This is a genomic window from Ruegeria sp. YTSC199, assembly GCF_059609725.1.
The window spans coordinates 105,797-129,464 of record NZ_JBXWMF010000014.1; the positions used below are offsets into that span (position 1 = coordinate 105,797).

Sequence of the window (23,668 nt, forward strand, 5' to 3'; positions counted from 1 at the left end):
TTTTTGCCCGTTGTTTGCGGCGCTACAATGGTTCGATCTGGGCCTTATTGTGACGTTTTCTTGCCGTCAGGCGGGATCGGGAAAGTCAAACCGCAGCGACAGCCGGTTGCAGCCATCGGAGCGTTCATACCGGATATCGCTGGTCAATTCGTGGATCAGGTACCAGCCGAACCCACCTTCTGGCAGTTCGTCGATGGTTGATCCCAAGGGTGCCGGAACCCCGTCCGGTACCTGAAACCCGGGCAGGGGGTTGCCGGTGTCGGAGATCACGATATCCAGCCAGTTCCGGTGCAGGCGGCATCGCACCTTGACCTTTGCGGGCGTCACATCGGCATAGGCATGTTCCACAACATTATTGATCGCTTCGGCCAGAGCAATCTTCACGCCGCCCGCCTTGTGTTGCGGCAGCCCCTGTGTCGCAAGGCATCTGCTGAGCTGCGCAATACCGGCGCTGGCTTCAGACTCGGTCGCTGCAAAGCTCAGATCCAAACATTTGCCGTTACACATGGGCATTGGGCCTATTCAGATGGTCAGGAGGGTCAGCTGGCGGTGGCCGACAAAGCGTCATCCAGCGTCGGGTAAAGTTTGAAGACCGTGTCCATGCGGGTCAGTCGAAACACCTTTTCGACAAACGGATGCAGCCCGGCCAGATCCAGTCTGCGGTCGTTGCCAAGCTGCTTCATCGAGGCGACAATGGCGCCCAGCCCGCTTGAATCGATGAACTCAACGCTGCTCAAGTCCAGCACCACCCTTGTTGCGCCGCCTACGGCCTCGTTGCGCATGTCTTCCTTGAACTGGATAGCCATGGCCGCATCAATCCGGTCTGAATGTACTTTGATAATCTGGGTTTCGTCGGTCGTTGTGCTGGTCAGGGCCATGCGCGACGGTCCTCTAATCTGAAATTCGCTAGTAGAAATACGCTAGACGGCAATTCTTACCATTCGGTATCCATCGGATGGAAAAAGAGGAGGAACACGCCGATGAAACAGGTTGTTATCGCCGGGGCCGCGCGCACACCCATGGGTGGATTTCAGGGGATGTTTGACGGCGTGGCAGCCGCCGAGTTGGGTGGGACCGCCATCCGTGCCGCGCTGCAGGGTGCGGGTGCGGACACGGTGGATGAGGTTCTGATGGGCTGTGTTCTGCCCGCTGGGCAGGGCCAGGCGCCAGCGCGACAGGCCGGGTTTGCTGCGGGTCTGGGCGAAGAGGTGCCCGCCACGACCCTGAACAAGATGTGTGGCTCGGGGATGAAGGCCGCGATGATGGCCTTTGACCAGATCGCTCTGGGCCACGCCGACACGATGATCGCGGGCGGAATGGAAAGCATGACCAACGCCCCCTACCTGCTGCCAAAAATGCGCGGCGGCGCGCGGATTGGACACGGTCAGGTGGTCGATCATATGTTCCTGGACGGGCTCGAGGATGCCTACGACAAGGGCCGCCTGATGGGCACCTTTGCCGAGGACTGCGCCGAAGCCTACCAGTTCACCCGCGAGGCGCAGGACGAATACGCGCTGAAATCGCTTGCGAATGCCTTGTCGGCGCAGGAAAACGGCGCCTTCGAGGGCGAGATTACACCGGTCACCACCCGCACTCGCAAGGGTGAGGTCACTTTTGGCCAAGATGAGCAACCGCAATCCGCGCGACCTGACAAAATCCCGACGCTGAAACCCGCCTTCCGCAAGGACGGCACGGTGACGGCGGCCAATTCCTCATCGATCTCTGATGGTGCCGCCGCGCTGGTGCTGGCATCGGCCGAAGCTGCCGAGGCACAGGGCCTGACGGTGCGTGCCCGGATCGTCGGTCACGCCAGCCATGCGCAGGCACCCGGTCTTTTCACGACGGCTCCGGTTCCGGCAGCGCAAAAGTTGCTCTCAACCATCGGCTGGTCCCAAGATGATGTGGACCTTTGGGAGGTCAACGAAGCCTTCGCCGTCGTCCCCATGGCTTTCATGCACGAGATGGGCCTGCCGCGCGATAAGGTGAACGTTAATGGCGGTGCATGTGCGTTGGGCCACCCGATCGGAGCGTCGGGGGCGCGGATCATGGTCACGCTGCTGAACGCGCTGGAAAAGCGGAACCTTAAACGCGGTGTTGCGGCCATTTGCATCGGTGGAGGAGAAGGTACCGCCATCGCCATCGAACGCGTTTGACGCCGCATCTTTTTGAAAATACTCCGGGGGTGAATTGAGTCATCGGCTCAAGAGCGGGCGGCGCCCCCGCCCAACACGGAATAAGACCGAACATGACTGTTGATTACGACACGCTCGCAAAAACCATTGCCGCCCTGACAGCAGGCGAAACGGATCAGGTCGCCCTGATGGCAACGGTCACCTGCGAGGTGCACCACGCCGACGACCGCTTTGACTGGACCGGGTTTTATCGGGTGACTCAGCCCGGCCTGTTGAAGATCGGTCCCTATCAGGGCGGGCATGGCTGTCTGGTCATTCCTTTTGATCGCGGCGTCTGTGGGGCGGCGGCCCGCACCGGCGAGGTGCAGCTGGTACCGGACGTGGATGCGTTTCCGGGCCACATCGCCTGTGCGTCGTCCACCCGATCCGAACTGGTGCTGCCGGTGCGGGACGCATCGGGGGACGTAATTGCGGTGTTCGACATCGATAGCAACCAGCCAGACGCGTTCTCGCAACGTGATGCCGATAAATTGCAGGATATCCTAAGCACGTGTTTTGAAAGCGTTTAATCCCTCACCTGTTTTTCGCACGCGTTATGCAGAATCTGAGGCATTAGAGGGTCGCGCTTGCTGGGAACAGACGGAATACTGATCAATCGCTTGTACGGCGCGCCCATTCGGCGCGTTGCTGTATTTGGCGAACGGTCCCCGGGGACCAATGTGAGCGAGCTTGTTCTTCGTCATACACTTGGCCTGAACGTTATTTCCGAACTTGGATGGAAACACGGCCTTGTTCAGGGGACAGGCATCGCCAAGGGCACTTTGGTCGTGGTTTCGGTGCGTGATCCCTATGATTGAGTGAAAAGCATGTGTGACAAACCCTGGCATTGTACGGATGCGATGCGGAACCTGGGGTTTGCGGGCTATATTCGCTCCAAATGCGATTTCTCGCGGTTTTGAATTGGACCTGCGCCCGTTCGACTGGCCTGAACAATCCTTGGGCGTCATGCCACCCGAAAAGCGACAGGGCAAGCACGGCGCGATCAGTTCCCAGGATATCGCGTTCATCAATTCACAGCTTGATACGGGCCTGGAACAATCGCTGGGCTATTTGCTCAGCCAAACCGGGGTCTGATCCAGGGGAGCGACTCGACACCGAACCAGTCGGTTCCGCAATAGCGCCAAGCCTTTCGTAAGGATCAATTGGCGGATGTCCGATGATTTCTCTGTTCGGGTGAAAAATTTCTTGGAATTTTCACCGATTCGGGTCATCGTGAAAAACAAGGTAAAAATTTCACGACAGCTAGGAGCGACCGTTGAACAGTCAGGCCCCCCAAAGTGCGACGCTAGGCTTAGATATCCGCGCCCTGCGTAAGGCGCGCGGGCTGACGCTGACCGAAATTGCCGAGCGTCTGAACCGATCGGTCGGATGGCTCAGTCAGGTTGAGCGGGACATGTCGGACCCTTCGATCTCGGACCTGCGCCAGATCGCCGAATGCCTGGGTGTGCCGATGTCGATGTTGTTCGCGCATTCCTCGGTGCCGGTGGCGGAGCAGGGGTATGTCGTGCGCGCCGGATCGCGCCGCCCGATGGGTTCGGGCGAGGAAGGGCTGATCGAAGAGCTGCTTTCGCCCGATCTGACCGATGACTTTGAAATGGTGCATTCCACGTTCGAGCCGCATTCAAAAATGCAGACCCCAGCAGACCGTCCCACGCAAGAGGTCGGCTATATGGTTTCAGGTCGTTTGGATCTGGTGATCGGGGGGCGCGTGTTTTCAGTCGGTCCGGGGGACAGTTTTCGCATCAAGAACGAGCCTTACCAATGGGCCAATCCCTATGATGAGCCCGCAGTGGCCATCTGGGTCATAGCGCCGCCAGTGTACTGACATGTCGGGTCCTGCATTCAGCTTTGGTGGGGTCGGGCATGTGCTCATCCATGCGCCAGCAGCAAGGAGATAATCGCATGCATACCGGTTCCTGCCTATGCGGCGCTGTTTCGTTTACCATCGACGGCGATCTGTCGCCGCCTTCGGCCTGCCATTGCGGCCAGTGCCGAAAGCAGTCGGGCCATGTCTGGGCCTCGACAACGACCCATCAAGACAACCTCAGCTTTACCGCCAGCGACACGCTGCGCTGGTTCCGGGCATCAGACACCGCGCGGCGCGGCTTTTGCAGCGCCTGCGGTTCGTTCCTGTTCTGGCATCACAATGACGAGGACACGACTTCCATTTCCATGGGCGCCCTGAGCGAACCCACCGGACTGAGTCTCGCCCGGCACATCTTTGTCGCCGACAAGGGCGACTACTACGACATCACAGACGATCTGCCCCAGCGGGCACAGTAAAAGAGGATCAAAACACATGAGTGATTTTCCAACCAAGGCCCGTGTGGTCATCATCGGCGGCGGCGTCATTGGCTGTTCGTCCCTGTATCATCTGGCCAAGAAAGGCTGGACCGACTGCGTTCTACTGGAAAAAAACGAACTGACTGCCGGTTCGACATGGCACGCAGCGGGCAACGTCCCCACGTTTTCGAACTCTTGGGCGATCATGAACATGCAGCGCTATTCAACCGAGCTGTATTCGGGTTTGGCCGAAGAGGTCGACTACCCGATGAACTATCACGTTTCGGGCTCGATCCGTCTGGCGCATAGCAAAGAGCGGATGCAGGAATTCGAACACGCCATGGCTATGGGCAAGTACCAGGGCATTCCGATGGAAATGTGGACCCCGGAACAGGCCAAGGAACGCTATCCGTTCCTGGAAACCCATGACCTCGAAGGTGTATTGTATGACCCCACTGACGGTGATATCGACCCGGCGCAGCTGACTCAGGCTCTGGCCAAAGGTGCCCGCGATATGGGCCAGAAGATCATCCGATTCTGCCCTGCAACAGGCGTGACCCAGCATGACGACGGAACTTGGACCGTTCACACCGAAAAAGGCGACATCGCATGTGACTATGTGGTGAATGCCGCCGGCTACTACGCGCAGCGCGTGGGTGAGATGTTCAAGCCATATGGCGGCCGCACCGTGCCCGCGATGGTCATGAGCCACCAATACCTGCTGACAGACGAAGTGCCCGAGGTTGAAGCGTGGTCCAAAGAACATGGCGGCAAGCTGCCGCTGCTGCGCGACGTGGATATCTCGTACTACCTGCGTCAGGAAAAGAATGGCTTCAACCTCGGCCCCTACGAGCCCAACTGCAAGGGCCACTGGATGAACGAAGACGATCCGATGCCCGAAGATTTCTCGTTCCAACTGTGGAATGACGATCTGGACCGCATAGAAGACATTGTCACCGACGCGATGGAGCGGGTGCCGCTGATGGCCACCTCGGGCGTTGGACGCGTCATCAACGGCCCGATCCCCTATGCGCCCGATGGTCTGCCGCTGATCGGCCCTATGCCGGGGGTGATAAATGCATTCGAAGCACACAGCTTTACCTTTGGCATTGCTCAAGGCGGCGGTGCAGGCAAGGTACTGGCCGAATGGATCGTCGATGGCCACACCGAATGGGACATGTGGGCGGTCGATCCGCGCCGCTACACCGACTACACCGATCAGGACTATTGCAACCAGAAAGGTATGGAAGTCTACGGCAACGAATATGCCATGCACTACCCGCACCACGAATGGCCTGCAGCGCGTGACAAGAAGCTGTCGCCGGTCCATGCCAAGGTCAAGGAACTGGGCGGTGTCATGGGTGTTTATAACGGTTGGGAACGTGCCAACTGGTTTGCCAAGCCGGGCGACGACACATCCGAGGAAGCCACCCACACATGGAGTCGTTCCGGCCCGTGGGAACAGCGCATCAAGGAAGAGTGTGAAGCCGTCCGCGACAATTGCGGTGTGCTCGACCTGCCGGGTTTTTCGCGCTTCATGGTCAAAGGTGAAGGCGCGGCCGAGGCCCTGCGCGGCCTGATCACCGGTGGCCTGCCTAAGGTTGGCCGCATCAACCTCGTTTACATCTCGGACGACCGGGGCCGCATCCTGACCGAGATGTCCTGTGTCCGCCTGGGCGATGATGAGTTCATGATGATAACCGCCGCCACCGCACAGTGGCATGACCGTGATATCCTGACGAAGGTCATGCCCGCCAGCGTTTCCGTCGAGGATGTCACCACCACCCGCGACACCCTGATCGTAACCGGCCCGAAATCGCGTGAGATCCTGTCGGGCCTGACCGATGCGGACCTGACCACCGGCTGGCTGACCCATCAGGCGGCCACCGTGGCTGGTAAATCGGCCCTCCTGATCCGTGTGTCCTTCGCCGGTGAACTGGGCTGGGAAGTGCACACCCTGAACGAGGACATGCCCGTGATCTACGAGGCGATCCTCGACGCCGGTGCGACACCCTTCGGTATGTATGCGCTGAACGCGCTGCGGATCGAAAAGGGCTACCGCACCTGGAAGGGCGATCTTTCCAGTGACTACTCGTTGTTGGAAGGTGGTCTGGGAAGGTTCGTCAAACTGGACAAGCCACAGAACTTCCCCGGCAAGGCCGCGATCCAGAACGAAAAGCAGCAGGGTGTTAAGAAAGCCTTTGTCACGCTGACCGTTGAGGCCGGTGATTGCGACGCACCCTACATGTCCTGCATCTCGCAGAACGGTGAGATCGTGGGTGAAACCACCTCGGGCGCTTGGGGCTATCGCGTTGGCAAGTCCATTGCGCTGGGCATGGTCAAGACCGAGGCGGCCAACCCGGGCACCGAACTTGAAGTGGAAATCTACGGTCAGAAATACCGCGCTGTGGTACAAGAGGACCAACCGCTCTGGGATCCGGCGAACGAGCGGCTGCGCGCGTAACCCTGGACTGAGGTGCCATGAACGAACGATATGTGATCTTGGGGCCCGGCGAGGGCCCCAACTATGACTGGGAAAACGACCATACCTTCGTCAAGGTTTCCGGTCGGGATTCCGATGGCGCCTATACGCTCATGGAAGACAATCTGAAGGCCAGCTTTGCACTTGGCCTTCATCGCCATGACAGCCATGCCGAAACCTTTTATTTTCTGGAAGGTGAGGTGGATTTCTACGTAGATGGCAACTGGTATCGGTGTACGACAGGTACAACGATGCATGTCCCGCCGGGGGTGCCGCATGCGTGCCGCGTGGCCGGTGGGGCACCCGCGCGGATGCTGATGATCTTTCAGCCTTCGGGGTTTGACGGCTTCCTTTCAGAGCTTGCAGCAATGAACGAGGTCGATTTTGCCGACGAGGCAAAGATGGCCGCGCTGAACGCCCGTTATGACATCATCCCGATGGGGCCGGTTCCGCCGCATCCGGATGATCAGACCTGAAGGCCGCAGCAGATGACGCTCCCTAAAACCATGTCCGGTGTGTACCTGACCCAACACGGTGGGCCAGCGGCGCTGGAATGGCGCGAGGACATCTCGGTGCCCCAGCCCGGGCCGGGGCAGGTGCTGGTGCGGGTTCTGGCCGCGGGGGTGAACAACACTGATATCAACACGCGCGTCGGCTGGTATTCCGCTGATGTGACGGGCGCGACCGATGCCGTTGATCAGGACGTCGAGGCCGGAGGTTGGGGCGGCGCGCTGCAGTTTCCGCGAATTCAGGGCGGGGACTTGTGCGGCGCCGTCGAATTGGCCGCGCCGGGAACCGGGTTCAAACCGGGTCAGCGGGTAACCTGCCCGATCAACCTGCCTCGCCCGCGACCGGGCCATCCGACCGGGTTTATTGCATTGGGCTCGGAAATGGATGGTGCATTTGCGCAATACTGTTTGGTTGAGGCGGGCGATCTGTATGACGTGACCGCCTCTCCCTTGTCGGATGTCGAAATTGCCGCCATCCCCTGCGCCTTTGGCACCGCCGAAAACCTTCTGACCCGTGCGGGCGTAACCTCGGGCCAGAAGGTTCTGATTACCGGGGCGTCCGGTGGTGTCGGTCTGGCCGCCGTGCAACTGGCGGCGTTGCGGGGGGCAAGTGTCTGGGGCGTGACCAGCGCGGCCAAGGCCGAGGTGGTCAAAGGGCAGGGCGCGGTTGCGACTTTTGTCCGCGACGCGACGCTGCCTGCGGATATGTTCGATGTGGTGATCGACGTTGTGGGTGGTCTGGCGTGGCCCGGTCTGATCCTGGCATTGAAGCCGGGCGGGCACTACGCCGTGTCGGGCGCAATTGCAGGGCCAATCGTTCAGGCCGATCTGCGTGACATCTATCTGCGCGACATCACCATTCACGGCTGCACCCATCAAGCCTTTGATGTGTTCGGGAGGTTGGTAGAGATGATCAATTCCGGAAGGATCAGGCCCTTGATTTCAAAGACTTATCCTCTAATGGATATTGCGGCGGCGCAGGCGGATTTCCAATCCAAGGCGTTCCCGGGCAAACTTGTTCTGATTCCGTGAAAAGGTTGGGGTAATGGCAAAAATCACTCTATTGGATGGCTCAATCGGGCAGGAACTGGTCAAGCGCAGCGGTGAACAGCCGACGCCGTTGTGGTCGACCCGGGTGATGGTCGACCACCCCGAACTGGTTGGGGACGTTCATGCCGAGTATTTTCGCCGGGGCGCCACCGTTGCCACCACGAACACCTATGCCGTGCACCGGTCTCGGCTGGTGCGGGAAGGGATGGAAGCGCAGCTTGCCGACCTGATCAACGCGGCGTTAACACAGGCCGAACGGGCGCGGGGATCAAACGGCGGGCGCATTGCAGGGGCGCTAGGGCCGCTTCTGGCGTCGTACCGGCCTGACCTGAACCCGGACGTGGACGAGGCGGCTGAGAAGTTCGCTGAACTGGCGAAACTGATGGCGGATCGCGTAGATTTTTTCCTGATCGAAACCGTATCCTCGGCTCAGGAAGCCGAGGGTGCTTTGCGCGGCGCGGCGGAAGGCGGCAAGCCCGTCTGGTTGGCGCTGACAGTTATGGACGAAGATGGTACGCGCCTGCGCTCGGGCGAGCCACTATCCGATGTCGCGCCATTGGTTGATCGGTTTTCGCCCGAGGCCGTGCTGATCAATTGTTCGCGCCCCGAGGCTATTCCCGCAGCACTGAACGTCATCGCAAAACTGGGTCGACCGTTCGGGGCCTATGCCAACGGGTTCACCGGCATTACTCAGAAATTTCTGGAAGACGCACCTACCGTAGACGCGCTGGAGCAACGTCACGATCTGGGGCCCGATGCCTATGCCGATCATGCGATGGCATGGGTTGCGAAAGGGGCGACCGTAGTCGGCGGCTGCTGCGAGGTCGGCCCGGATCACATCGAAACCCTGGCCAACCGATTGCGTTCCGCCGGTCACCAGATCGTCTGAGGTGTAAATGATGCGGAAACCTGCGGACAATTCAGATCAGTTCCAATTCGATATCCTGGTTGCCCCGGGATTCGTGCTATTGGAACTGGCCTCGCTGGTCGAAGTGCTGCGGCTGGCCAATCGCGTGTGTCCGACACCCCCGTTCACCTATACCTATCGTTCGCTGAAAGGCGGCCCGATTGCCAGCAGCAGCGATGCGGTGGTCCAAACGGAACCTGTGCAGGCCCAACCCGAGGCGGATTACCTGTTCGTGATCGGCAATTCCGACCCGGATCACCCTGACCTGTCTCTGGGGCGCGTGGTGACGGATTATACCTTCCGCGGGGCCAAGGTGTTTTTGTTGGCGGAAGCCGCCAGCCGCTACATTGATGAACAGGGCACAGACGACATGGCAACGCACTGGGAAAATGCCTCGTTCCTGCGCGAGCGCGGCGCCCGGTTCGAGGCCAAGCTGTCGATCGCGACAGAACAGGGCGCGGTGGTGACCTGCGCCGGGATGGGTGCGACGACGGATGTGGCGCTGGCCGTCATAGGTCGCCATATCTCGGGGCCGGCCAAGATGACAGTGGCCGACATCATGCTGCACGAAAACATCCGCGACTTTGCCTCGATGCAGCCGTTTTCCGGGGCCAAGCAGACCGCAACCGGCGACGCCAAGCTGGATCAGTGCATCAAACTTATGCAGGCCAATATCGAAGACCCGCTGCCGATCCACCAGATTGTCGAATCACTGCACCTGTCGAACCGGTCTCTGGAGCGGAAATTCAAAAACTATTTCGGCACCACGCCGAACGGGTTTTACCGCGAAATGCGGCTGGCCAAGGCCAATAACCTGTTGCTCAACACCACCATGAGCGTCCGTGAGATCGGTCTAGCCTGCGGGTTTCCCAACGGTTTTTCCTCTGTTTACAAAAGTTTTTTTGGCGTCACCCCTTTTGTTGTCCGCCGGGAAAAGCGGGCGGCGACATATCGGTGAAAATCGCCGATACTGTGACGTTTTCGGTGCATTTAGTGTCGATCTTCCGTGGCATTTTGCCAAAAACCTGACACAGCGGAGATTTCAGGATGGTTGATCTTCCCAGCAAGGCCCGTGTGGTCATCATCGGCGGCGGCGTCATCGGATGCTCGGTCGCGTATCACTTGACCAAAAAGGGCTGGAACGACGTTGTCCTGCTGGAGCGCAAGCAGCTGACCAGCGGCACCACATGGCATGCCGCAGGTCTGATCGCACAGCTGCGCGCTACGGCGAACATGACCAAGCTGGCGAAGTACAGCCAGGAGCTCTACGGCTCATTGGAAGAAGAGACCGGCGTCGCCACCGGCTTCAAGCGCTGTGGTTCGATCACCGTTGCGCTTACCGAAGAGCGCAAGGAAGAGATCTATCGTCAGGCCGCCATGGCCCGCGCCTTTGGGGTCGAGGTTGAAGAGATCTCGAACGAGCGCGTGGCCGAGCTGTATCCGCATTTAAACATCGAAGATGTCAAAGGCGCAGTGTATCTGCCGCTGGACGGGCAGGGCGATCCGGCGAACATTGCCCTGGCACTGGCCAAGGGCGCTCGTCAGCGTGGCGGCATCGTAAAGGAACGTGTGAAGGTCACTGATATCGCCAAGCGGGGGCGCAAGGTAACTGGTGTAGACTGGGTCGCTGACGATGGCAGCGCCTCGGGTCACATAGAATGCGACATGGTGGTGAACTGCGCCGGGATGTGGGGTCACGAGGTTGGCCGCATGGCGGGCGTGAATGTCCCGCTGCATGCGTGCGAACACTTCTATATCGTGACCGAAGGCATCGACGGTTTGACACAGTTGCCGGTTCTGCGTGTTCCGGATGAGTGCGCTTACTACAAGGAAGACGCGGGCAAAATCCTTCTGGGCGCGTTTGAACCTAATGCCAAACCCTGGGGTATGGGTGGTATTCCCGACACCTTTGAGTTCGACCAACTACCCGAAGATTTCGACCACTTTGAGCCGATCCTCGAAGCGGCCTGTAACCGGATGCCGATGCTGGCCGAGGCCGGCATTCACACCTTCTTCAACGGCCCCGAGTCCTTTACGCCCGACGACGCATATCACTTGGGTCTCGCGCCAGAGATGGATAATGTCTGGGTTGCCGCCGGTTTCAACTCGATCGGTATCCAATCCGCCGGTGGTGCGGGCATGGCGCTGGCCGAATGGATGGACAGCGGTGAGAAGCCCTTTGATTTGGGTGACGTGGACATCGGCCGGATGCAGCCGTTCCAAGGCAATAAGAAATACCTGTTTGAACGCTCGAAAGAGACGCTGGGTCTGCTTTATGCCGACCACTTCCCCTATCGTCAGAAGGCCACAGCACGCGGCATTCGCCGTACGCCGTTCCATCATCACCTGATGGAACAGGGCGCTGTGATGGGCGAACTGGCCGGTTGGGAACGTGCCAACTGGTTTGCCGAGGAAGGGCAGGAGCGCGAATACCAATACAGCTGGAAGCGCCAGAACTGGTTCGAAAACTCGGCGGCCGAACACCGTGCTGTGCGCGAAAATGTTGGCATGTACGACATGTCGTCTTTCGGCAAGATCCGCATCGAAGGGCCCGACGCCGAGAAGTTCATGAACTATATCGGCGGCGGCGATTATTCAGTGCCCAATGGCAAGATCGTCTACACCCAGTTCCTGAACCGTACCGGCGGGATCGAGTCTGATGTGACCGTGACCCGCCTGACCGAGACCTCATATCTGGTGGTGACACCGGCCGCGACGCGCCTGGCCGATCAGACCTGGATGATGCGCCACGCGAGCAACTTCAATGTGGTCATTACCGACGTGACCGCTGGCGAAGGCGTTCTGGCGGTGATGGGCCCGAACGCTCGCGCGCTGTTGGAGAAAGTCTCGCCCAACGACTTCTCGAACGCGACAAATCCTTTCGGCACTGCGCAGGAAATCGAGATCGGCATGGGCCTCGCCCGCGTGCATCGTGTGACTTATGTGGGTGAACTTGGCTGGGAGGTTTATGTCTCGTCCGACATGGCTGGTCATGTATTCGAGACGCTGCACGAAGCCGGGCAGGACATGGGGCTGAAACTCTGTGGGATGCACATGATGGACAGTTGCCGGATCGAGAAGGGTTTCCGACACTTTGGTCACGACATCACCTGCGAAGACCACGTGGTGGATGCGGGGCTCGGCTTCGCGGTCAAAGTGGACAAGGGCAGCGATTTCATCGGCCGCGAGGCGGTGATTGCGCGCAAGGAAAGTGGTCCCAAGAACCGTTTGGTGCAGTTTAAACTGACCGATGCAGAGCCGTTGCTGTTCCACAATGAGCCGATCATCCGCGATGGTGAATACGTGGGCTATCTGAGCTCAGGCAACTACGGCCACACTTTGGGTGCTGCTATTGGTCTGGGCTACGTACCGTGCGAAGGTGAAAAGGCAGCGGATGTGCTGGCCTCGACCTACGAAATCGACGTCTGCGGCGTGAAGGTCAAAGCCGAGGCGTCGCTGAAACCGATGTACGACCCGAAATCGGAACGCGTTAAAGTATAACTAAATTGTCGGGGCGCTGCGGCGCCCCGGCTTTTTTCTTGGGGTGCGATGGTGGGCGTCGCGACATATCAGATTTCCTGATGGCCTGCTTCACAGTTTTCGCAGTTTCCAACCCGGTCTGATTTGCCGTAGAGAGATCCGGTATCAGTCGGAGACCCGCCGTGGCAGACACTCCTGTACCGCCCAACAACGCAGATAAACCCAAAGGGTTGGCATTGGCCGTGACGGCCTATGCCCTGTGGGGTTTTCTGCCGCTATATATGAAGGCGATGTCTCATGTGGGGCCGATTGAGGTCGTGTCGCACCGCATCATCTGGTCGGTTCCGGTGGCGGGGCTGTTGCTGGTGGCGTTGGGGCGCACGCGCGATTTGAAAGCGGCGCTGGTGAATCCAAAGATGTTGGGAATGGCTTGCATAACGGCGGCTCTGATTTCTGTAAATTGGGCGATTTATGTCTGGGCGATTGCCAATGACCGGGCTTTGGATGCGGCGCTGGGTTATTACATCAATCCGCTGTTCAGTATTGCATTAGGGGCTGTTCTGCTGCGTGAGCCTTTGACGAAAACGCAAATGGCGGCAGTGGCAATTGCGGCGTTAGGAGTGCTGGTTCTGGTGATCGAAGCTGGCAGCCTTCCGTGGCCTGCGCTGGGTCTGATGGTCAGCTGGGGGTTCTACGCGTTTTTCAAGCGGTCGCTGCCCATTGGTCCAAATCAGGGGTTTCTGCTTGAAGTTCTGATCCTGCTAGTCCCGGCGCTGATCTATGTCACCTGGCTGGGTGTGCAGGGCACCGGGCATTTCGGAGTTGGGGCCTCGGACACTATGCTGCTGGCCTGTGCGGGTGTTGTCACCGCCGTGCCATTGTTGGTCTACGCCAACGGGGCGAAACTGGTACGGCTTTCGACAATGGGAATCCTGCAATACATTGCGCCGACTATGATTTTCATCACAGCCATCACGGTATTCGGCGAACAGATCGACCGGGGGCGCATGATTGCGTTTCCGCTGATTTGGACGGCGCTGGTGGTCTATTCGGTCCCAATGATCCGGCAGATGCGGGCTCAGGCCTGACGCAATAGGCGAGCGGCCTCTTTGGCCCAAATGGCATAGGTTTTTGGGCTGGGGTGGTAGCCATCCGGCGCAGCGAGGGCCGGGTCGTTGGGCAAATCCAGTTGCAGATGTCGTGCTTGTGGAAAGCCGGCCGCAACCTGCTGCAAACCGCGATCCAGCCGGGCGGCTTGCCGTCCCAGTACCCAAGCTAGCGGCTGTGGCAGGGCTGGGAACAGGTTCATCTGCGGCACGGCCGTGACCACCAGCCGTCGCACCCCGTGTTTGCCAGTCAAAAGTTCCAGCAATCGGGTTTGGTGGGCGACGAACCTTTGGCGTGTCACACCGCGTGTCACGTCATTCACGCCGAGCGCAGTGATGGCCATATCGAACTGGCCGGTAAGGCCGCTTAGTCGGTCAATCGTGTCCTGTGTTGTATGCCCGGTCGTGGCCTCAAGCCGCCATTCAACCGTATAGTGCTTGGCCAGCTGAGCCACGAGATAGCCAGACAGAGCTTGCGCCTGCGTCCCCGCACCAACCCCTGCGGCGGAACTGTCGCCTGCGATCAGAAGACGCCGTCGCGGCCCTCGTCCCACGCGCCCTTGGCGCGGGCCGCTGGGTTCCGGCAAAAGTTGAGCATTGCGGCGCACCGACAGGCCTTGAACCGCCAGAACCGGCAGCAACGGCACACGCAACAGCTGATCGGCGGCGACAGGCATGGTCAGCTGAGCGCGTTCTTGTATTCAAGGAACCGCGGGTCGGTCATGACGCGCTTCATCATCGCCTCGCGCAGGGCGCCGATGGTTTTGTAGGGGCGCATTACGACCTCAAACTCCTGGATCAGCCCGTCATCGTTCAGCGTGATCAGGTCAACGCCCACGGCGTCCAGATCTCCGACCTTGCACCGGAATTCCAGCGCCCAGTCCTTGCCCTCACCCATCACGCGGCGATAGCGGAAATCTGAGAACACCTGCCCCACATGGCCCAGCACTGCCGCCACCGGTGCGCGACCGGTCCAAGTGCTGTAATAGGTGGGCGGAGAAAAGCGCACATCTTCGGCCAGCAATTCGTGGATCAGGCTCTCATCGCCTTTGGCGACCACCTCTTGCATGTGTTTGATCGTGGGGTGCATGGGTACTCCTTCCGCTTTGGGTGCAGAGTTGCTGAACCGTTTCGTTCAGGCAAGCGCGACGTTGCGGGAGGTGCCGCGCTGCGGTAGGCAGGCGCGCATGAGCGAGACCTATGATCCCCCGAACACCCCTTTGGACGTCTTGTATGAAGATGCGAAGCTGATTGTGGTGAACAAGCCGCCGGGCCTGCTGTCGGTGCCGGGGCGGGGTGAGCATCTGGCCGATTGCCTGCTGACTCGCGTGCAGGCGGTGTTTCCGCAGGCATTGCTGGTGCACCGGCTGGACCGGGACACGTCGGGCGTGATGGTCTTTGCCCAGACCCCCCATGCGCAGCGTCATCTGAGCATGCAGTTCGAGGCGCGCCAGACCCGCAAGACCTATGTGGCGCGTGTCTGGGGGCGGGTTGAGCCAAAAACCGGAACCGTTGATCTGCCGCTGATCGTGGATTGGCCCAACCGTCCGCGTCAGATGGTGTGTCATGAGAACGGAAAACCCGCCGTCACCGATTGGCGCGTCATGAAACACGAAGTCGACACGACCCGTGTGCGCCTGTCCCCCAAGACGGGCCGGTCTCATCAGCTGCGGGTGCATATGCTGGCGCTGGGCCACCCGATTCTGGGCGACCCGTTCTATGCCAAAGGCGCGGCGCGGGATTTTCCGCGCCTGATGCTGCATTCCGAGGAACTGCGCCTGAAGAACCCCGAAGGGGGCGTATCGATGAAGTTCCGTGCCAAGGCGGATTTCTGATCCTCAGGCCGCGCTGGTCCACAGCATCTTGAGATTGCCCAGCGAAAACCGTCTGCGCCGCGTGCGCGGGGCGCAGGGCTGGCGGGCGGCCATGATTTCGCGTTCGATCTCAAACCCGCGTAGGGTGTGATCCTGAGCCCAGCGATCTAGTTTCAGGGTCATCAGCACGTGATTGTCGTGGTAGGGCATCGGTGATCTCCTTTTCTCTGCGATCAACCTTCGCCCATCACTCCTGACACCACCTTGTCAGGGGGGTGTGCTAGAGTGTCAGCAGATGAACCGGAGACACCCATGCGCCGTTCCACCCGCCTGTTCGAAATCATCCAGATCCTGCGTGCTGCCGAGGCACCGGTGACGGCTGAAATGCTGGCCGAAAAGCTCGAAGTGTCCGCGCGTACGGTCTACCGCGATATCGCGGCCCTGCAGGCGCAACGCACTCCGATCGAGGGCGAGGCCGGTGTCGGCTACCTGATGCGGCGCGGTTATGACCTGCCGCCGCTGAACTTTGACGCCGAAGAGGTTGAGGCCCTGTGGGTCGGCCTGTCGATGCTGGCGCGCACCGGTGACAGTACGTTGCAACAGGCCGCCGACCGGGTGTGTCGCAAGATTGAAGCCCTGCGCGCGCCCGCCGACTGGTTGCAAGTCGCCCCGTGGGGCGCCCCAATGGACGACCCCGAAAAAGGCTGCGTGCCCGTGGTGAACTATCGCGAGGCAATCCGGGACGAGCGCAAGATTCGCATCACCTACGTAAACGCCGAAGGGGACCGGACCGAACGGATCGTACGGCCCGTTGCACTAATCTATCACATCGAATGCACCTTGCTGGCCGCCTGGTGCGAGTTACGGAACGGGTTCCGCCATTTCCGCACCGACCGCATCTGGGCCTGTGAATTAACCGAGGATCACTTTTGCGGGCAGGGCGAACCCCTACGCGCGATCTGGCAGGAACAGAACCGCTGGGATGCCTCGGCACGGGCATCCTAGGCGGCGGGTATTCGCCGATTTCACCGGATTGTTGCTTGAGAACGCCTGCAAGCAGCGCGATAAACTGCACCAAACAATATGCGCCCGGTAAACGGGTGCCGGAGCAGAAGGTGATATCATGACGATTTCCAAATTTGTATTGTCCGCCGGGCTGAGCGCGGCTTTGTTTCTGGGGGCCTGTACAGATCCCGGCACGCTGAACCTGCCAGCCGATCCCAACCAGAACACGAAACAAGGCGCGATTTTGGGCGGTCTAGTCGGGGCCGGAGTTGGCGCGATTGCCAATAACTCGAACCCGGGTCTGGGTGCACTGGCCGGGGCTGCTGTGGGTGCCGCCGGTGGCGGTTTGATCGGCAATCAGCTGGACCGTCAAGCGGCCGAGCTGCGTCAGCAACTGGCCAATCAGGGCATCACCGTCACCAATGCGGGCGACCGTCTGATTGTCACCGTGCCGAATGATATCTCCTTTGATACCGACAGCGCGACCGTGCGCCCGGCGCTGCGCGCCGATCTGGTGCGGGTGGGTCAGAACCTGACGCGGTATCCCAATTCGCGCGTCCAGGTCGTCGGCCATACCGACAGTGATGGCGAGGCGTCCTATAATCAGGCCCTGTCCGAACGCCGCGCCCGGTCGGTTGCGGATATCCTGCAAGCCAATGGTGTTAGCAGCGCCCGGATCAGCACGGTCGGCCTGGGTGAGAACCGACCCGCCGCGTCGAACCTGACGCCCGAGGGCAAGGCCCGCAACCGCCGGGTCGATATCGAGATCATCCCGAACGGTAGCGTTTAATGCGAGGGGGCACCTGCGGGTGCCCTTTTTCGCACATTGACTGCGCGTCAACTGGGCTTTGGCGCTTGCGGCCTTTGGGCTAGCTATTGGGAAACACCATGACGGAGTTTCCTGATGTCTGAACCGATCCTGCTGAGCCTTTCAGGCTCGTTGCGCCAAAATGCCACCAACCGCAAACTGCTGCGTGAGGCCGCGCGGCTGTTCAACCCCGGCACCCATATCGAGGCCGATCTGAACCTGCCGCTCTATGACGGTGATCTGGAAGCGGGCGAGGGCATTCCGCAGGCGGTCCAAACGCTGGCCGAACAGATCGCGCAGGCTCATGCGGTGATCATCTCAACGCCGGAATACAACAAGGGTCCGTCAGGCGTTCTGAAAAACGCACTGGATTGGGTCAGCCGGACCGATGGCCGCCCTTGGGCAGACAAACCGGTTGCCGTGATGTCCGCGGCAGCTGGCCGTGCGGGTGGTGAACGGGCGCAGATGGTTCTGCGCAGCTGTATGGTACCGTTCCAACCGCGCATCCTGCAGGGGCCGGAAATCCATCTGGCCAACAGCTCGAACGAGTTCGACGAGCAGGGGAAACTGACCAGCGACCACTACGAAAGCAGCTTGCGGACCTTGATGGAGAAGCTGCGAACTGAGGCAGGGTTCTAACGCTTGTTGACTCTCTCCGGGCCGCTTAATCTGCTGCTATGGCAGATGAAATTCAATCTGATGTGATCGACCCGGCCCGTGCTGCTGCATTGCAGGTGGCGTTGGGGCAGGACGGTACGATAATGGCGGGGGCGGCGCTGCCGCCGTTCTTTCACCAACTCTATTTCTGGTTGCCCCAGCCGCCAGAGCGTTTGGGCCGCGATGGGCATCCGAAGGTGGGGGGCAGTCTGATCCCCGATATGGGCCTGCCCCGTCGCATGTGGGCGGGCGGCCGCCTGCACTTCCTCACGCCTCTGATCGCGGGGGCAGGGGCTAAGCGCCGCTCGGTCTGTGAAAAAGCGACTTCGAAAACGGGACGCACCGGGCCATTGGGATTTGTTACGCTGCGCCACGAGGTCTGGCAGAGTGATACGCTGTGCCTGACCGAATGGCAGGATCTGGTCTACCGTCAGGATCCATCGCCTGATGAGGTCAAACCGGTTCCGCCCCTGGCGCGCACGGACGAGACAGACCAGTGCACGGTCACTTTTGACAGCACTTTGCTGTTTCGCTATTCGGCGCTGACCTTCAACGGCCACCGTATCCACTATGATCTGGACTATGCCCGCGATGTCGAAGGCTATGCCGGGCTGGTCGTGCACGGCCCGTTGCTGGCGCAACACCTGATGCTGTATGCGGAAGACGCTATGGGGCCTTTGGCGAAGTTCTCGTTCCGGGCAACCGCGCCGCTGATGCATTTCGAAACCGCGACACTGTGTCGGAACGGGCAATCCCTTTGGGTACGCGGCCCAGATGGGCGGCAATGCATGTTGGCCGAGGCTGTGTCTTCATCAAAGTGAGGCCTCGGGCCGGAAATCGTCGGGGATCGTGTCGCGCCCATCCAGCACTAGATCGGTCATGACCTCGGCCAATTTCGGGGCCATGCCGAAACCGATCTTGAAGCCACCATTGGCGATGAACTGCCCCTGATGCAACGGATGTGCTCCCAGCATCGGGGCGCGGCTTTTGCTGCGGGGGCGCACCCCGGCCCACCGTTCGATCACCTCAGCGCCGTGCAGCAAAGGCACCGCCCGCGTGGCGCGGTCCAGCACGTCGTCCAGCGCGGCATCCGTGCTGGATGGGTCGTCATAGTCGCGTTCTGAGGTCGAACCGATCGCAAGGGTTCCATCGGCATGGGGCACGATGTGGATCGCATCGGCAAACAGCTGCGGCACTTCACCCGCATCAAAACGCAGCAGCGCGGCTTGACCCTTAACGCCATTGCCGACAGTTTTGCCAAAGGCTTGGCTCAGTTCTTGCAATCCGGCAAGACCGGTGGCGTGAACGACCCGTCCTTGGTCCGGCGCGTCCGTCATCACGTCCACCCCCATCACCGCCAACGCCGACACCAGCGCGGCACAGGCGCGGCGGGGGTGCATTCGCGCGCTTAGCGTGTCGTGGACCACGAAACCGGTTGGGCTGAGCGGACACCATGAACCGAGCGCCTCGACCTCGACAACCCGCCATTCGGCGCGCCCTTGCCACAACTCGGCAGCGGTTTCCGCGCGGGCATAGGCAAGCTCCAGCGTGCGGGCATCGGCGATGGGTTGCAGCCGGCCCAACCGCGCGTAACCGGGGGAAACGCCGCCGGTGGCTTCGACCTGTTTCCAGAACGGCTCGGCCATGATCAGGCTGTCGAACTGAAAGGCTTTCTTGGCGTTCCAGTTCTCGGGCACATGCGGGGCCATTGCACCGACTAACCCGTTGCTGGAGCCTGAACCGGCACCAAACGGATCGACAACCTGCACTTTTGCGCCACGTCGGGCGCAGGTCCAGGCGATGGACAGGCCAAAGATGCCCGCACCGCGCACCGTTACATCGACCATTGCCATTCCCCTTTTCCTTGTTCAGTGTCGCGCCGCTTAGCTACAGGATTCCCCGATGGCAGACCAGCGTGCCGAACTGACATGGACCGAGGATCAGATTCCGGTCTCGGACCGTTTCGATGATCCGTATTTCTCACTGCAGAACGGGCTGGAAGAGACGCGACACGTATTTCTAGCGGGCAATGACCTGCCTGCGCGGTTTGCGCCGGGGTTTCGCATTGCCGAACTGGGGTTCGGCACCGGTCTGAACATGCTGACCGTGTGGTCTGAATGGGAGAAGGCGGGGCAAACCACCCCTCTGACCTTCACCAGTTTCGAGGCTTTCCCGATGGTGGCCGTCGACATGTCCCGTGCGCTGGCCGCTTTTCCAGAACTTGCGCCTTGGACCGACCGTTTTCTGGATCGATGGCAGGGCGGGTGTTGTGATCTGGGCTCCCTGCATCTTGAGGTGATCGAAGGCGACGCGCGTCAAACGCTGCCCGCATGGGAAGGCGAGGCCGATGCCTGGTTTCTGGACGGGTTCTCGCCAGCCAAGAACCCCGAGCTCTGGGAGGCGGATTTGATGCAGCAGGTGGCCGATCACACGGCGGCTGGCGGCACGGCGTCCACCTATACTGCTGCCGGGTTTGTGCGGCGCGGATTGGAGGGGGCGGGCTTTACCGTCACCCGCACGCCCGGTTACGGCCGCAAACGCCATATGACCCGGGCGATCCAGGAATGACGCAGCAGAACAACTCCCGCGCGGGCATCGCGCTGATGATCGCGGCGACGATTGTCTTTGCCCTGCAGGACGGCATCTCGCGCCATCTGGCGGGAACATACAACACCTACATGGTTGTGATGATCCGCTATTGGTTTTTCGCCGCCTTTGTGATTGCGCTGGCCGCGCGATCTCCCGGAGGCTTGGTGGCTGCAACCCGGACCAGCCAACTCGGGCTGCAAGTCTTCCGCGGCGTCTTACTGGCGGCCGAGATTTGCGTCGCCGTTTATGCCTTCACGGTGCTGGGTTTGATCGACAGCATGGCAGTGTTCATCTGTTATCCGTTGCTGGTCGCGGCACTCAGCGGGCCGGTACTGGGCGAGCAGGTTGGCTGGCGGCGCTGGATGGCGATCGGAGTGGGCTGCATCGGCGTTCTGATCATCCTGCAACCAGGCGTTGGTGTGTTTAACCCTTGGGCTATCCTGCCACTAATTTCCGCGCTGATGTTCGCGGTTTATGGATTGCTGACCCGCTATGTTGCCCGCAAGGACAGTTCGGCCACCAGTTTTTTCTGGACTGGCATTGCCGGGGCCGTTGCGATGACACTGGTGGGGATGTGGTTCTGGGAACCGATGGCGCGCGCGGATTGGGCGTGGATGGCGCTGCTCTGTGTCAGCGGCGTTCTGGGCCACTGGCTGTTGATCAAATGCTATGAAATGGCCGAGGCCAGCGCCGTACAGCCCTTTGCCTATTTCCATCTGATCTGGAGCGCAATACTCGGCATCTCGGTCTTTGGTGAGGCGCTGCGGCCCGCAGTTGTCATCGGGGCCGCATTGGTCGTGGCTGCGGGCCTGTTCACCCTATGGCGCGAACGAAGCCAGGGTTGAGCCGACCAACTCCTGCGAGAAGGGAACCGGCAAAGCGGGCTGGCCAAGCCGTGCACGATAGACCGGCAGGCTTTCGGCCACCCGCATCACGTAGTTGCGGGTCTCGCTGAAGGGGATGGTCTCAATCCAGTCGACCACGTCGATCTCACCGGCGCGGGGGTCACCATAGCGCTGCATCCACGAGATCGGGCGGCGCGGTCCAGCGTTATACCCTGCGGCCATCATCACCACATTGCCGTTGAAATCAGCTGCCAGACCCGAGAGGTAATTTGCACCCAGCTTGGCGTTGTATTGCCAGTCCGAAGTCAGTTTCAACGTCTTGTGACCACCGAGGATGCCCAGTTCCTTGGCCACCAGCTTGGCTGTGGCGGGCATTACCTGCATCAACCCGCGTGCGCCGGCGCCGCTGACAACCACAGGGTCGAACTCGCTTTCGCGGCGGGCGATGGCCAGTGTCATTTCTTTGGCCATGGGCAGGCCCATATCTGCTACCGGATGCACCGGGTAGTAGGCGGCGGGCAGAACAACGCCGGTTTTGGCCGCGCGCTTGGCAATCATCACCGCCAGATGAGGCTCTTTCAGTTCGATCACCAGATCGCCCAGCTGTGTGGCTTGCACCGGGTCAAGCTCTTCGACCAGATGGGTCAGGAAACGCTCGGACAAGTTTTTTTCCCCGGCGCGCAACAACAGCAGTCCGGCTTCCAATACGCTTGAGTTGGCGAAATCGGCCTGTTTCCAATGCGGTGCCCGGCGCGGATTGGCCAGCTCACCGTCGAAGGGCCGTCCGATCCGTTCGGCTGCCAGCAGGCCATAGAACGAGGTTTGATAATCCGCGCCCATCGCATAGGCTTCATAGGCTTTCTCAGCCTCCCCCTGAGCCGCATAGGCCCGGCCGAGCCAATAGCCGCCGCGCCCTTTCGAGATCGGTGATTCCACGGCGCCCGAGAAGTTCTGGAAATGCCGCACCGCCGTGGCGGGATCATTCAACTTGCGCAGCGCAAGGAACCCGGCCAGCCATTCCAGATCCGCATATGCATAGCCCATCTCGGGTGTCATGTGGTGGTTGGCGGCGATCTTGTAAGCACGGCTGAGATCGCCATTGCGCATTTCAAGCCGCGCCAGACGGCGGCGACCCTCGGCCCATTTATCCGGCTCACCCAGCGCATCCGGCCCGGTCGAACGTGCCAGCATCAGGTCAATCGCGCTGTCGTCCAGTTCCTTCTTGTCGCGCCAGACAAACCGGTCAAAAGCCAGACCCGGAGATTCGACCAGCGCTTTCGGAACCGCGGCGACCTTGTTATCAACACCGGGCTGGCGTTTTTGCAAGGCAATCCGCGCCTCTGCCAGCTTGCGCTGGTCGGCGCTGACCAAGGGCAACATCTGCCCGGCGCTGACAAGGTGCCCATCCCATAGCATCCGGTCCAGCCGGGCGGCGTGATGGGGTTTCAACAGCTTGCCGAAATTCTCAAGGTAGTCCTTTTGCAGCCCCGACCCCATCGGCATGGTGCGCCAGGCGGCCACGATATCGGCTTCGGCATCGCCCGGATGCCCCTTGGCCTTCTGCGCGACCGCATAGTTCAACGCACCTTCCGCTGTTTGCGGCCGGTTGCCGGCATAGAATTTCATCACCCGGTCGGGATCAGCACCGGTGAAGGCGGGCTCGCTTTTGCGTCGCAGCCAGGCCAGACCGGGCCAGTCCGGACGTCGCTCCAGAAACACAAGCACATCGCCCGAGCTGCCAAAGCCCTGCCGCAGCCAGTGCCAGACGATGATATCGCGGTTGACGGACCCCCGCTTGCCCGACACACGCAAGGCCGCATTCCAGTCGCCCTTGCGCATTTCATTCATCCCGGCGCGCAGATCGCCCACGGCGTCGGCCTGCGCCTGTCCGATTGACCCCAGAATCATAGCTATCAAAAGCGCCAGAACGCGTGTCATGCC

General features: G+C 60.5%; 27 protein-coding genes. 20 read left to right on the plus strand and 7 right to left on the minus strand.

Annotated elements, in window-relative coordinates:
- Positions 1–66: 66 nt before the first annotated feature.
- Positions 67–507, minus strand: coding sequence for an ATP-binding protein (locus AC2FEE_RS14725; RefSeq protein WP_496866078.1), 441 nt, complete (start codon positions 505–507; stop codon positions 67–69).
- A gap of 32 nt (positions 508–539) precedes the next feature.
- On the minus strand, positions 540–878 hold the full coding sequence (locus tag AC2FEE_RS14730) for an STAS domain-containing protein (RefSeq protein WP_496866079.1): 339 nt from the start codon (positions 876–878) through the stop codon (positions 540–542).
- Between the two features lie 102 nt (positions 879–980).
- Between AC2FEE_RS14730 and AC2FEE_RS14735 the strand changes: the two genes are divergently transcribed.
- The 13 genes from AC2FEE_RS14735 (at position 981) to rarD (ending at position 13,991) form a co-directional block, all read left to right on the plus strand.
- Complete coding sequence (locus tag AC2FEE_RS14735) at positions 981–2,153, plus strand: thiolase family protein (RefSeq protein ID WP_496866080.1); 1,173 nt, start codon at positions 981–983, stop codon at positions 2,151–2,153.
- A 92-nt stretch (positions 2,154–2,245) separates the two neighbouring features.
- Positions 2,246–2,701 carry a GAF domain-containing protein gene (locus AC2FEE_RS14740; protein WP_496866081.1) on the plus strand — a complete coding sequence of 152 codons (456 nt, stop codon included), beginning with the start codon at positions 2,246–2,248 and terminating at the stop codon, positions 2,699–2,701.
- Positions 2,702–2,851: 150 nt separating this feature from the next.
- Complete coding sequence (locus AC2FEE_RS14745) at positions 2,852–2,989, plus strand: hypothetical protein (protein WP_496866082.1); 138 nt, start codon at positions 2,852–2,854, stop codon at positions 2,987–2,989.
- 103 nt (positions 2,990–3,092) lie between these two features.
- Complete coding sequence (locus tag AC2FEE_RS14750; protein WP_496866083.1) at positions 3,093–3,266, plus strand: hypothetical protein; 174 nt, start codon at positions 3,093–3,095, stop codon at positions 3,264–3,266.
- 181 nt (positions 3,267–3,447) lie between these two features.
- A complete protein-coding gene (locus tag AC2FEE_RS14755) occupies positions 3,448–4,017 on the plus strand; it encodes a helix-turn-helix domain-containing protein (RefSeq protein ID WP_496866084.1) in 570 nt (189 codons plus the stop codon).
- A 77-nt stretch (positions 4,018–4,094) separates the two neighbouring features.
- On the plus strand, positions 4,095–4,475 hold the full coding sequence (locus tag AC2FEE_RS14760) for a GFA family protein (RefSeq protein ID WP_496866085.1): 381 nt from the start codon (positions 4,095–4,097) through the stop codon (positions 4,473–4,475).
- A 16-nt stretch (positions 4,476–4,491) separates the two neighbouring features.
- Entirely contained in the window at positions 4,492–6,939 is a 2,448-nt protein-coding gene (locus AC2FEE_RS14765) for a GcvT family protein (RefSeq protein ID WP_496866086.1), read from the plus strand.
- Between the two features lie 17 nt (positions 6,940–6,956).
- Complete coding sequence (locus AC2FEE_RS14770) at positions 6,957–7,433, plus strand: cupin domain-containing protein (protein ID WP_496866087.1); 477 nt, start codon at positions 6,957–6,959, stop codon at positions 7,431–7,433.
- Positions 7,434–7,445: 12 nt separating this feature from the next.
- Positions 7,446–8,498 (plus strand): zinc-binding dehydrogenase, encoded by a 1,053-nt coding sequence (locus AC2FEE_RS14775; protein WP_496866088.1) that lies wholly within the window; start codon positions 7,446–7,448, stop codon positions 8,496–8,498.
- A gap of 13 nt (positions 8,499–8,511) precedes the next feature.
- Complete coding sequence (locus tag AC2FEE_RS14780; protein ID WP_496866089.1) at positions 8,512–9,405, plus strand: homocysteine S-methyltransferase family protein; 894 nt, start codon at positions 8,512–8,514, stop codon at positions 9,403–9,405.
- 7 nt (positions 9,406–9,412) lie between these two features.
- Complete coding sequence (locus tag AC2FEE_RS14785) at positions 9,413–10,381, plus strand: GlxA family transcriptional regulator (protein ID WP_496866090.1); 969 nt, start codon at positions 9,413–9,415, stop codon at positions 10,379–10,381.
- 89 nt (positions 10,382–10,470) lie between these two features.
- Positions 10,471–12,924, plus strand: coding sequence for a GcvT family protein (locus AC2FEE_RS14790; protein ID WP_496866091.1), 2,454 nt, complete (start codon positions 10,471–10,473; stop codon positions 12,922–12,924).
- 161 nt (positions 12,925–13,085) lie between these two features.
- Positions 13,086–13,991: an EamA family transporter RarD gene (gene rarD / locus AC2FEE_RS14795; protein WP_496866092.1), complete on the plus strand. Its 906-nt coding sequence runs from the start codon at positions 13,086–13,088 to the stop codon at positions 13,989–13,991.
- On the opposite strand, the gene AC2FEE_RS14800 is transcribed toward rarD, so the two are convergent.
- Together AC2FEE_RS14800 and AC2FEE_RS14805 are read right to left on the minus strand one after the other, a co-directional pair.
- A complete protein-coding gene (locus AC2FEE_RS14800) occupies positions 13,982–14,686 on the minus strand; it encodes an SGNH/GDSL hydrolase family protein (RefSeq protein WP_496866093.1) in 705 nt (234 codons plus the stop codon). The two genes, rarD and AC2FEE_RS14800, sit on opposite strands and share 10 nt — an antisense overlap.
- Before the next feature lie 2 nt (positions 14,687–14,688).
- Positions 14,689–15,099: a nuclear transport factor 2 family protein gene (locus AC2FEE_RS14805; protein ID WP_496866094.1), complete on the minus strand. Its 411-nt coding sequence runs from the start codon at positions 15,097–15,099 to the stop codon at positions 14,689–14,691.
- Between the two features lie 97 nt (positions 15,100–15,196).
- Between AC2FEE_RS14805 and AC2FEE_RS14810 the strand changes: the two genes are divergently transcribed.
- Positions 15,197–15,844, plus strand: a complete 648-nt coding sequence (locus AC2FEE_RS14810) for an RluA family pseudouridine synthase (RefSeq protein WP_496866115.1) — start codon at positions 15,197–15,199, stop codon at positions 15,842–15,844.
- 3 nt (positions 15,845–15,847) lie between these two features.
- Here AC2FEE_RS14810 and AC2FEE_RS14815 read toward each other — a convergent pair whose 3' ends face one another.
- Complete coding sequence (locus AC2FEE_RS14815) at positions 15,848–16,033, minus strand: hypothetical protein (protein WP_496866095.1); 186 nt, start codon at positions 16,031–16,033, stop codon at positions 15,848–15,850.
- A gap of 102 nt (positions 16,034–16,135) precedes the next feature.
- Here AC2FEE_RS14815 and AC2FEE_RS14820 point away from each other — a divergent pair, with 102 nt between their 5' ends.
- From AC2FEE_RS14820 to AC2FEE_RS14835, 4 genes are all read left to right on the plus strand, one after another.
- A complete protein-coding gene (locus AC2FEE_RS14820; RefSeq protein WP_496866096.1) occupies positions 16,136–16,828 on the plus strand; it encodes a helix-turn-helix transcriptional regulator in 693 nt (230 codons plus the stop codon).
- A 118-nt stretch (positions 16,829–16,946) separates the two neighbouring features.
- On the plus strand, positions 16,947–17,618 hold the full coding sequence (locus tag AC2FEE_RS14825; RefSeq protein WP_496866097.1) for a YiaD family glycine zipper/OmpA-like lipoprotein: 672 nt from the start codon (positions 16,947–16,949) through the stop codon (positions 17,616–17,618).
- A gap of 114 nt (positions 17,619–17,732) precedes the next feature.
- On the plus strand, positions 17,733–18,275 hold the full coding sequence (locus AC2FEE_RS14830; RefSeq protein ID WP_496866098.1) for an NADPH-dependent FMN reductase: 543 nt from the start codon (positions 17,733–17,735) through the stop codon (positions 18,273–18,275).
- 38 nt (positions 18,276–18,313) lie between these two features.
- Positions 18,314–19,114: an HTD2 family dehydratase gene (locus AC2FEE_RS14835; protein ID WP_496866099.1), complete on the plus strand. Its 801-nt coding sequence runs from the start codon at positions 18,314–18,316 to the stop codon at positions 19,112–19,114.
- On the opposite strand, the gene AC2FEE_RS14840 is transcribed toward AC2FEE_RS14835, so the two are convergent.
- On the minus strand, positions 19,106–20,146 hold the full coding sequence (locus AC2FEE_RS14840; RefSeq protein WP_496866100.1) for an NAD(P)/FAD-dependent oxidoreductase: 1,041 nt from the start codon (positions 20,144–20,146) through the stop codon (positions 19,106–19,108). The two genes, AC2FEE_RS14835 and AC2FEE_RS14840, sit on opposite strands and share 9 nt — an antisense overlap.
- 49 nt (positions 20,147–20,195) lie before the next feature.
- On the opposite strand from AC2FEE_RS14840, the gene mnmC2 reads away from it, so the two are divergent.
- Complete coding sequence (mnmC2, locus tag AC2FEE_RS14845; protein WP_496866101.1) at positions 20,196–20,861, plus strand: tRNA (5-methylaminomethyl-2-thiouridine)(34)-methyltransferase MnmC2; 666 nt, start codon at positions 20,196–20,198, stop codon at positions 20,859–20,861.
- Positions 20,858–21,727: a DMT family transporter gene (locus AC2FEE_RS14850; protein WP_496866102.1), complete on the plus strand. Its 870-nt coding sequence runs from the start codon at positions 20,858–20,860 to the stop codon at positions 21,725–21,727. Before mnmC2 ends, AC2FEE_RS14850 begins: the two co-directional genes overlap by 4 nt.
- Here the strand turns inward: AC2FEE_RS14850 and AC2FEE_RS14855 are convergent.
- On the minus strand, positions 21,701–23,665 hold the full coding sequence (locus AC2FEE_RS14855) for a lytic transglycosylase domain-containing protein (protein WP_496866103.1): 1,965 nt from the start codon (positions 23,663–23,665) through the stop codon (positions 21,701–21,703). The two genes, AC2FEE_RS14850 and AC2FEE_RS14855, sit on opposite strands and share 27 nt — an antisense overlap.
- Positions 23,666–23,668 lie beyond the last annotated feature (3 nt).

Bases quoted from the DNA above. Each gene is read 5' to 3' on its own strand.
- AC2FEE_RS14825 (WP_496866097.1), top strand. From the start codon at position 16,947: ATGACGATTTCCAAATTTGTATTGTCCGCCGGGCTGAGCGCGGCTTTG.
- AC2FEE_RS14855 (WP_496866103.1), bottom strand. From the start codon at position 23,665: ATGACACGCGTTCTGGCGCTTTTGATAGCTATGATTCTGGGGTCAATC.
- AC2FEE_RS14805 (WP_496866094.1), bottom strand. From the start codon at position 15,099: ATGCACCCCACGATCAAACACATGCAAGAGGTGGTCGCCAAAGGCGAT.
- AC2FEE_RS14735 (WP_496866080.1), top strand. From the start codon at position 981: ATGAAACAGGTTGTTATCGCCGGGGCCGCGCGCACACCCATGGGTGGA.
- AC2FEE_RS14725 (WP_496866078.1), bottom strand. From the start codon at position 507: ATGTGTAACGGCAAATGTTTGGATCTGAGCTTTGCAGCGACCGAGTCT.
- AC2FEE_RS14850 (WP_496866102.1), top strand. From the start codon at position 20,858: ATGACGCAGCAGAACAACTCCCGCGCGGGCATCGCGCTGATGATCGCG.
- AC2FEE_RS14760 (WP_496866085.1), top strand. From the start codon at position 4,095: ATGCATACCGGTTCCTGCCTATGCGGCGCTGTTTCGTTTACCATCGAC.
- AC2FEE_RS14790 (WP_496866091.1), top strand. From the start codon at position 10,471: ATGGTTGATCTTCCCAGCAAGGCCCGTGTGGTCATCATCGGCGGCGGC.
- AC2FEE_RS14765 (WP_496866086.1), top strand. From the start codon at position 4,492: ATGAGTGATTTTCCAACCAAGGCCCGTGTGGTCATCATCGGCGGCGGC.
- AC2FEE_RS14840 (WP_496866100.1), bottom strand. From the start codon at position 20,146: ATGGCAATGGTCGATGTAACGGTGCGCGGTGCGGGCATCTTTGGCCTG.
- AC2FEE_RS14835 (WP_496866099.1), top strand. From the start codon at position 18,314: ATGGCAGATGAAATTCAATCTGATGTGATCGACCCGGCCCGTGCTGCT.
- AC2FEE_RS14815 (WP_496866095.1), bottom strand. From the start codon at position 16,033: ATGCCCTACCACGACAATCACGTGCTGATGACCCTGAAACTAGATCGC.
- AC2FEE_RS14775 (WP_496866088.1), top strand. From the start codon at position 7,446: ATGACGCTCCCTAAAACCATGTCCGGTGTGTACCTGACCCAACACGGT.
- mnmC2 (WP_496866101.1), top strand. From the start codon at position 20,196: ATGGCAGACCAGCGTGCCGAACTGACATGGACCGAGGATCAGATTCCG.
- AC2FEE_RS14730 (WP_496866079.1), bottom strand. From the start codon at position 878: ATGGCCCTGACCAGCACAACGACCGACGAAACCCAGATTATCAAAGTA.
- AC2FEE_RS14830 (WP_496866098.1), top strand. From the start codon at position 17,733: ATGTCTGAACCGATCCTGCTGAGCCTTTCAGGCTCGTTGCGCCAAAAT.
- AC2FEE_RS14810 (WP_496866115.1), top strand. From the start codon at position 15,197: ATGAGCGAGACCTATGATCCCCCGAACACCCCTTTGGACGTCTTGTAT.
- AC2FEE_RS14770 (WP_496866087.1), top strand. From the start codon at position 6,957: ATGAACGAACGATATGTGATCTTGGGGCCCGGCGAGGGCCCCAACTAT.
- AC2FEE_RS14740 (WP_496866081.1), top strand. From the start codon at position 2,246: ATGACTGTTGATTACGACACGCTCGCAAAAACCATTGCCGCCCTGACA.
- AC2FEE_RS14780 (WP_496866089.1), top strand. From the start codon at position 8,512: ATGGCAAAAATCACTCTATTGGATGGCTCAATCGGGCAGGAACTGGTC.
- AC2FEE_RS14820 (WP_496866096.1), top strand. From the start codon at position 16,136: ATGCGCCGTTCCACCCGCCTGTTCGAAATCATCCAGATCCTGCGTGCT.
- AC2FEE_RS14800 (WP_496866093.1), bottom strand. From the start codon at position 14,686: ATGCCTGTCGCCGCCGATCAGCTGTTGCGTGTGCCGTTGCTGCCGGTT.
- AC2FEE_RS14785 (WP_496866090.1), top strand. From the start codon at position 9,413: ATGATGCGGAAACCTGCGGACAATTCAGATCAGTTCCAATTCGATATC.